The organism is Streptomyces sp. MBT65 (assembly GCF_016612545.1).
Lineage (GTDB): Bacteria > Actinomycetota > Actinomycetes > Streptomycetales > Streptomycetaceae > Streptomyces.
Map to the genome: position 1 here is coordinate 1 of NZ_JAENRY010000362.1, position 7,550 is coordinate 7,550.

General features: G+C 71.5%; 7 protein-coding genes. 5 read left to right on the top strand and 2 right to left on the bottom strand.

Annotated elements, in window-relative coordinates; all coding sequences use genetic code 11:
* Nucleotides 1–92: 92 nt before the first annotated feature.
* The gene (locus JHN63_RS44550) at nt 93–1,304 is read right to left on the bottom strand and encodes an alpha/beta fold hydrolase (RefSeq protein WP_200690840.1); all 1,212 of its coding nucleotides are present in this window, start codon (nt 1,302–1,304) and stop codon (nt 93–95) included.
* Nucleotides 1,305–1,493: 189 nt separating this feature from the next.
* Here JHN63_RS44550 and JHN63_RS44555 point away from each other — a divergent pair, with 189 nt between their 5' ends.
* From JHN63_RS44555 to JHN63_RS44570, 4 genes are all read left to right on the top strand, one after another.
* Nucleotides 1,494–1,697 carry a hypothetical protein gene (locus JHN63_RS44555; protein ID WP_200690841.1) on the top strand — a complete coding sequence of 68 codons (204 nt, stop codon included), beginning with the start codon at nt 1,494–1,496 and terminating at the stop codon, nt 1,695–1,697.
* A 272-nt stretch (nt 1,698–1,969) separates the two neighbouring features.
* Nucleotides 1,970–2,614, top strand: coding sequence for a TetR/AcrR family transcriptional regulator (locus JHN63_RS44560; protein ID WP_033282011.1), 645 nt, complete (start codon nt 1,970–1,972; stop codon nt 2,612–2,614).
* Nucleotides 2,615–2,759: 145 nt separating this feature from the next.
* Nucleotides 2,760–2,987: a DUF3107 domain-containing protein gene (locus JHN63_RS44565; protein ID WP_019072095.1), complete on the top strand. Its 228-nt coding sequence runs from the start codon at nt 2,760–2,762 to the stop codon at nt 2,985–2,987.
* Nucleotides 2,988–3,209: 222 nt separating this feature from the next.
* Nucleotides 3,210–3,479, top strand: a complete 270-nt coding sequence (locus JHN63_RS44570) for a hypothetical protein (RefSeq protein ID WP_200690842.1) — start codon at nt 3,210–3,212, stop codon at nt 3,477–3,479.
* Nucleotides 3,480–3,492: 13 nt separating this feature from the next.
* Here JHN63_RS44570 and JHN63_RS44575 read toward each other — a convergent pair whose 3' ends face one another.
* A complete protein-coding gene (locus tag JHN63_RS44575) occupies nt 3,493–4,230 on the bottom strand; it encodes a ferritin-like fold-containing protein (RefSeq protein ID WP_200690843.1) in 738 nt (245 codons plus the stop codon).
* A gap of 481 nt (nt 4,231–4,711) precedes the next feature.
* Here JHN63_RS44575 and JHN63_RS44580 point away from each other — a divergent pair, with 481 nt between their 5' ends.
* A complete protein-coding gene (locus tag JHN63_RS44580; RefSeq protein WP_200690844.1) occupies nt 4,712–7,441 on the top strand; it encodes a DEAD/DEAH box helicase in 2,730 nt (909 codons plus the stop codon).
* Nucleotides 7,442–7,550 lie beyond the last annotated feature (109 nt).

A 7,550-nucleotide genomic window follows, 5' to 3' on the forward strand; every position in this document is an offset into this window, starting at 1 on the left:
CTCCCGCCCCTCCCCGCCGCCCCTGCACCCGCATCCGAGGAGTCACCCTTCGCAGAGGACCTACGGCGACTATGGCGTCCCACGTCGCCCCCTCAGCTCCCCGCGTTCGTATCGTCGGCCTTGCCATCGCCCCCGGCACCGGACGCGGACCCGAACCCCGAGTCCGCTCCGACGCCGTCGGCATCACTCACCGTACTCACCGAACCGCCGCCCCGGGACCCTCGCGCACCGCCCGCGCCACCTCGGCCGAAACCGTCCGTCTCCGCACGGCGCCCCCGCACGGCACCGGCACCCGAATCCGCACGGCCGTCCTCAGCGCCGTGTCCAGCGCTGTCCGCACCGGCCCCCAACTCCCCCACATCCGCGAGAAGTTCACGGAACGCCGCCGCCACCGTCTCCGGGTACTCCATCATCGCGACATGCCCCGCGTCCGGCAGCGACAGCAGGCGGGAGTCGCGGAAGGTGCGGGCGGCCCGCTGGGCCATGCGGTAGCCGACGAGTTGGTCACGGCCGCCGTAGACGAGGAGGGTCGGGGCGAGGACGCGCTCGGCCTGGCGCCAGAGGCCGTGTTGGCCGCCCAGGGTGTACGCGTTGACGATGCCCCGGGAGGAGCGGGCCATCGCGTCCCAGAAATAGGGGAGTTGGAGCCGTCGCTCCAGCTCCTCGACCGCGTAGCGGAACGCCTCGGGCGTCACCTGGCCCGGATCGCCGTAGCAGAGGCCCAGGACCCCGCGGACGCGCTGCTCGGCCGTCCAGTCCCTGCTGATGCGGGTGAACAGGGCAGCGATCCCCGGCACGCCCAGCAGCGCCGTCGGCATCGCCGAGCGCTGGACACGGATCTCCGGCAGGGCCGGGGACACCAGCGTGAGCGTGCGGACGAGATCCGGGCGCACCGCGGCCACCCGGGTCGTGACGGCGCCGCCCAGCGAGTTGCCGAAGAGGTGCACCGGGCCGCGCTCGGCCGCGTCGAGGTAGCGGATGACCGCGCGCGCGTGCCCGGTGACGGAATAGTCGCCGTCGTCCGGTGGCGGCGAGTCGCCGAAGCCCGGCAGGTCCAGGGCCTCGCTGTCGACCTGCCCGTCCAGCTCGGCCATGAGCTGCGACCAGTTCTGCGAGGAACCGCCGAGCCCGTGGACGTACAGCGCGGGCGGCAGTCCCTCGCGCACGGCCTCTCTCGACCGCACCGTCAGGGTGATCCCCGGCAGCCCGACCGACCTCAGCCGCTCCCCCTCGCCGACCCTGACGGGTGCCACCTTGGGGAGCACGCTGGCGGCCGACACGGAAGGCAGCTCTGTCGAAGACATGCGGCAATGTTACGAGACGATCACGCAGTGGCTCGTGTGTTCGCCATCACAAGCCGTGCACCGTCACAAGCTGCTCGTCGCCACAAGCCGTTCGTCACCACAAGCTGTCCGCCGTCACGACCGCACGGCGTCCGCCATGGCACCCCCGCCCGGTGTCTCCTAGGCTCGTAGACAGGAAGGGAGCCCGCCATGACCGTCGACCCAAGTGATCCCGCGACGTTCGAGGACGAGAGCGACGCCCCGTTCGACATCGAAGCCCCCGAGGACGACGCCCCCGAACAACCGACCGACGTCGACCCGGCCAAGGCCAACGAGGCCGACGTGGCGGAACAGGCCCGTGTCGTCGCCCTCGACGAAGACGACTATCGATGGCAGACGACGGATGACGAATGACAGTTGACGGATGACAGTTGACGAATAACGGATGACGGGTGACGGGCGACTGTCGGTGACACCTGTCGAGCCTCTTCAGTAAGAAGAAGCCACTTACCTCGGGTCTCCCCCAAGCTCCCCCCACCCCTACATCCTCTTCTAGGGGCATTCGCACCGCTTTCACCATCGTCCGGTACGTGAAATTCTGCGCTCGCACCGCGCACACCACGGTTACCGAAAAGTACGATGGCGGCGCGGCGCTCACCGCATGAGGACGACATTTGGGAGGCGGCGTGACAGCCATCGAGCAGACAGAGGCGGCGCGCCCGCGGGGCACCCGCCTGCCGCGCCGTGCCCGACGGAACCAGTTGCTGGGCGCCGCCCAGGAGGTCTTCGTCGCGCAGGGCTACCACGCGGCCGCGATGGACGACATCGCCGAGCGCGCCGGCGTCAGCAAGCCGGTGCTCTACCAGCACTTCCCGGGCAAGCTCGACCTCTACCTCGCCCTCCTCGACCAGCATTGCGAATCGCTGATCCAGGCCGTGCGGACCGCGCTCGCGTCGACGTCGGACAACAAGCAGCGCGTCCGCGCCACCATGGACGCGTACTTCGCCTACGTGGAGGACGACGGCGGCGCCTTCCGGCTGGTCTTCGAGTCGGACCTGACGAACGAGCCCGCCGTGCGCGAGCGCGTCGACAAGGTGACGAACGAGTGCGCCGAGGCGATCTGCGAGGTCATCGCCGAGGACACCGGCCTCTCGCGGGCCGAGTCGATGCTGCTGGCCTCGGGTCTGGGCGGTCTCGCCCAGGTGGTCGCCCGTTCCTGGCTGCACAGCGACCGCAGCGTCCCGCGCGACCAGGCGGTCCAGCTGCTGGCCTCGCTGGCGTGGCGCGGCATCGCCGGTTTCCCGCTGCACGGAAGCGAACAGCACCACTGACCGCCGGGGCTCCCCTATTTGTTCCCGTCCGCTGTTCGCTCCTGGCGTTCTCGGCGCGGAACATCTACGTCCCCTCACCGGGCTAGTGTGTGCTGCGTACGGCGCGGAAGATCGCGCACTTTGCTGAGCGTCGGAGGGACACAGCGTGGAGGTCAAGATCGGCGTGCTGCACACGCCTCGCGAGATCGTTCTGGAGACCGGTCAGAGCGCCGAAGAGGTCGAGCAGGCCGTGGCCGAGGCGCTCACCGGGAAGGCGCCCCTGCTGAGCCTCGTGGACGAGCACGGCCGCAAGGTCCTCGTCCCCGCCGACCGGCTCGCCTACGTCGAGCTCGGCGAGGCGGCCCCGCGCAAGGTGGGCTTCGGCGCGCTGTAGTCGCGAACGGACGAGGGGCCCGGTGACCGCCAAGGTCACCGGGCCCCTCGCGTTTCCACCGCCGCCGCCCGTACCACTGTGCTCGTCCCACTGTGCTCATCGGAATTTCCACCACGGATGGAGCACAAGTCACCCACAGGTGAGGATTGCATTCCGCAGGTCACGGGTATGACCGGCTACGACCGCAAAGACGCAGGCCGACCGTGGGAGGGACCCCTCGTGATGATCCTGGAAGCGCTCGGCTCCGCCGTGCTGGGTCTGCTGCTCGCCTGGGCGGCCACCCACCGGTTCGCGCACCGTCTGCCGACCCGCTCCCTGGTGTTCTCGACCGCTGTCGCCGGAGCCCTCTTCGGTGACTTCGTCACCCACAGCGCGCTGGGCCCCGGCAGCGGTCTCGCGAGCCTGCTCGGCGCGGCGGTCGTCTCGGCGGCCTCGCTGTCGCTGCTCCTCCGCCCGGCGAGGCGCCTGCGGGGACGATCCGCCCCCGCGTGACCGACCCGCGCGACTAAGCGGCCAGCCCCAGCGCCGCCATCCGCTTGGTGTGCGCCTCGGTGATCCGGGAGAACATCCGGCCCACCTCCGCGAGGTCGAAGCCGTCCGCCACACCACCCACGAGCATCGTCGACAGCGCGTCCCGATCGGCGACCACCCGCTGCGACTGCGACAGCGCCTCCCCCATCAACCGCCGTGCCCACAGGGCGAGTCGGCCCCCCACACGCGGATCCGCGTCGATCGCCGCACGTACTTTTTCTACGGCGAAACTGGCATGCCCTGTGTCGTCGAGGACCCCCAGCACAAGTGAGCGGGAGTCCTTGTCGAGGCGGGCGGCGACCTCACGGTAGAAGTCACTGGCGATCGAGTCGCCGACGTACGCCTTGACGAGCCCTTCCAGCCAGTCCGAGGGCGCCGTCTGCTTGTGGAAACCGTCGAGCGCGGCGACGAACGGCTGCATGGCCTGCGTCGGCTCGGCGCCGATCTCCGTGAGCCGGTCCCTGAGCTGCTCGAAGTGGTGGAACTCGGCCGACGCCATCTTCGCCAGCTCCGCCTTGTCCGCGAGCGTCGGCGCCAGCTTGGCGTCCTCCGCGAGCCGCTCGAACGCCGCCAGCTCGCCGTACGCGAGCGCGCCGAGCAGGTCCACGACCGCGTTGCGGTACTGCGGGTCGACGGAGGCCGTGGCCCAGTCCTGGGCGGCGACTCCGGTGGGTTCGGCGGGTGCGTCGGAGGCGTTGTCAGCGGTCGTCATGAAGCGCACAATAGCCCGCTCACCGCACGGCGGAAGTCCCTGGTCAATCACTGTGACGACGACTACGTGACCAAATCGGCCAACGCATGTGCGCGATTCCGGGGTATGGTGGTAATGCGCCCGCCGAATATTCGCCGGGCCGCACGAATGAGGATGCCCGGTCGGTGGCCCGATCGGCTCCGACCCGACAGCCCTCCTCGCCCGTACGGCACGTTGCGTACGGAGTTCGGAGGGGGACCCTCAGCGGTTCGAGCGCTAGAGCGTCGGCAGTGGTCCCGTGCAGTACGGCTTGCCCTCGCGGGTTGACCGTAAGGCAGCCGACGTCCCCCGGCACGGTCCTGACACGACCCCCGCGCTCGCCTCGCACCGCGCACACAGAAGAGGCAGCACCCTGACTACTTTCCGAGAGCTCGGAATCCTTCCCGAGACCGCTGAGGCCCTTGAGGCCGTCGGTATCGTCTCCCCCTTCCCGATCCAGGAGATGACGCTTCCCGTCGCCCTTTCCGGCACGGACGTCATCGGCCAGGCCAAGACCGGCACCGGCAAGACGCTGGGCTTCGGCCTCCCGCTCCTGGAGCGCGTGACCGTCCCCGCCGACGTCGAGGCCGGCCGCGCCAAGCCCGAGCAGCTGACCGACGCCCCGCAGGCGCTCGTCGTGGTCCCCACGCGCGAGCTGTGCACGCAGGTCACGAACGACCTGCTGACCGCCGGCAAGGTGCGCAACGTCCGCGTCCTCGCCATCTACGGCGGCCGGGCCTACGAGCCGCAGGTCGAGGCGCTCCGCAAGGGCGTCGACGTCATCGTCGGCACCCCGGGGCGACTGCTGGACCTCGCGGGCCAGAAGAAGCTCGACCTCAAGCACATCCGGTCCCTCGTCCTGGACGAGGCCGACGAGATGCTCGACCTGGGCTTCCTGCCCGACGTCGAGAAGATCATCAACTTCCTGCCGGCCAAGCGTCAGACGATGCTGTTCTCGGCGACCATGCCGGGCGCGGTCATCGGTCTCGCGCGCCGCTACATGACGCAGCCCACGCACATCCGCGCCACCTCGCCGGACGACGAGGGCGCGACGGTCGCGAACACCAAGCAGTTCATCTACCGCGCGCACAACATGGACAAGCCCGAGCTCGTCGCCCGCATCCTCCAGGCGGAGGGCCGTGGCCCGGTCATGGTCTTCTGCCGTACGAAGCGCACGGCCGCCGACCTCGCCGACCAGCTCCAGCAGCGCGGTTTCGCCTCCGGCGCGGTCCACGGCGACCTCGGCCAGGGCGCCCGCGAGCAGGCGCTGCGCGCGTTCCGCAACGGCAAGGTGGACGTGCTCGTCTGCACGGACGTCGCCGCCCGCGGTATCGACGTCGAGGGCGTCACGCACGTCATCAACTACCAGTCCCCCGAGGACGAGAAGACCTACCTGCACCGCATCGGCCGTACGGGCCGCGCGGGCGCCAAGGGCATCGCGGTCACCCTCGTCGACTGGGACGACATCCCGCGCTGGCAGCTCATCAACAAGGCGCTGGACCTCGGCTTCCCGAACCCGCCGGAGACGTACTCCACCTCCCCGCACTTCTTCGAGGAGATGAACATCCCCGCGGGCACCAAGGGTGTCCTGCCCCGCTCGGAGCGCACGCGCGCCGGGCTGGCCGCGGAGGAGGTCGAGGACCTCGGCGAGACCGGCGGTCGCGGCGGTCCGCGTGGCCGTGGTGGTCGCGACGGCGGCCGGGGCGGTCGGGACAGCGGCCGAGGCGGCCGTGACGCCGGCCGGGACACGCGCAACGAGTCCCGTTCCGGTGCCGGTCCCGTCGACGCCGAGCGCCCGGCGCGCACCCCGCGCCGCCGCCGTCGTACCCGCAACGGCGCCCCGATGGAAGGCACTTCGGCCGCTACGGCCGTGACGTCGTCCACCCCGGAGGAGACCGCACTGGCCCCCTCCGAGGAGAGCGCGGGCCGCACTCCGCGCCGTCGTCGTCGCCGCAACGTAGCGACGGGAGAGCAGCAGCTGCCGGCCACGGCGGTCACCGCCGCACCCGTATCCGAGGTCGCGGAGAGCGCCGTGACCACGGCGGAGGGTCCGGACCTGGACGCCCCGACGGCATCGCGTCGTCGGCGTACGCGGAAGTCGGCGGAGCCGGCGGTCGCCGTGGCCGAGGCCGTGACTCCGGTGGCCGAGGCCGCCGCGGTCGTGACCCCGGTGGCCGAGACGCCGGTCGAGGAGAGCAGGCCGCGCCGCCGGACCCGTAAGGCCGCGCAGGCCGTACAGGTCGCGGAGCCGGTCGAGGCCGCCGATGAAACTGCCGAAACCGCCGCCGTGGCCGCGCTCGACACGGCCGAGGCCGTCGAGGCCAAGCCGCGTCGGACCCGGGCGCGGAAGACCACGGCTCCGGCCGAAGCGGTCGAGGTCGTCGAGACGGTCGAGGCCGTCGAAGTGACCGCGCCGCGCCGCCGCACCCGCAAGGCCGTCGCCGAGATCCCCGCGCAGGTGGTCGAGGAGCAGGGCACCGCCGCCGAGGTCACGCCCCGGCGCCGTACCCGCAAGGTCGCGGAGCCGGTGGAGGTCGTGGAGACGCCGGTCGTTGCGGAGACCAAGCCGCGCAGGACCCGGAAGACCGCGGCTCCGGCCGAGGTCGTCGCCGTGGACACCGCAGAGGCCGTCGAGGCCAAGCCGCGCCGGACCCGTAAGGCAGCCGTTGCCGCTGTCGACACGGCCGAGGGCGTCGAGGCCAAGCCCCGCCGCACCCGCAAGACGGCCGCTGCCGCCGTAGCCACGGAGGCTCCGGCCGAGGTGGTCGTCGAGGCGAAGCCCCGTCGCACCCGTAAGGCAGCGGTGGCCCCGGAGGTCGTCGTGGACACGGTCGAGGCCGTCGAGAGCAAGCCGCGCCGGACCCGTAAGACGGCTGCCGCCGTTGCCACGGAGGCACCGGCGGAGGTCGAGGCGAAGCCGCGCCGGACGCGTAAGGCGGCGGTCGACACGGCCGAGGGCGTCGAGGCCAAGCCGCGTCGCACGCGCAAGACGGCCGCTGCCGCCGTAGCCACCGCCGAGATCCCGGCCCAGGCAGCCGAGGAGTCGGAGGTCAAGCCGCGTCGCCGTACGACCCGCAAGGCCGCCGAGGCCCCGGTCGTCGTGGAGACGGCGGAGGCGCCCGAGGCGAAGCCGAGGGTGCGTCGGCCGCGCAAGACCGCGGCTCCGGCCGTGGCGGAGGCCGCCGAGGGCTGATCCCCCCGGAGGTCAGTACAGGCACAGCACCGGACGGCCCGGCCCACGCGAAGTGGGCCGGGCCGTCGGCGTTTCCCGCCTCCCACTCCCCCGTTAACCCCGGTTACAC

What these genes read in the sequence shown, in the direction of transcription:
- JHN63_RS44550 (WP_200690840.1), bottom strand. Translation starts at nt 1,304, where the DNA reads ATGTCTTCGACAGAGCTGCCTTCCGTGTCGGCCGCCAGCGTGCTCCCC.
- JHN63_RS44555 (WP_200690841.1), top strand. Translation starts at nt 1,494, where the DNA reads ATGACCGTCGACCCAAGTGATCCCGCGACGTTCGAGGACGAGAGCGAC.
- JHN63_RS44570 (WP_200690842.1), top strand. Translation starts at nt 3,210, where the DNA reads ATGATCCTGGAAGCGCTCGGCTCCGCCGTGCTGGGTCTGCTGCTCGCC.
- JHN63_RS44575 (WP_200690843.1), bottom strand. Translation starts at nt 4,230, where the DNA reads ATGACGACCGCTGACAACGCCTCCGACGCACCCGCCGAACCCACCGGA.
- JHN63_RS44580 (WP_200690844.1), top strand. Translation starts at nt 4,712, where the DNA reads ATGACGCTTCCCGTCGCCCTTTCCGGCACGGACGTCATCGGCCAGGCC.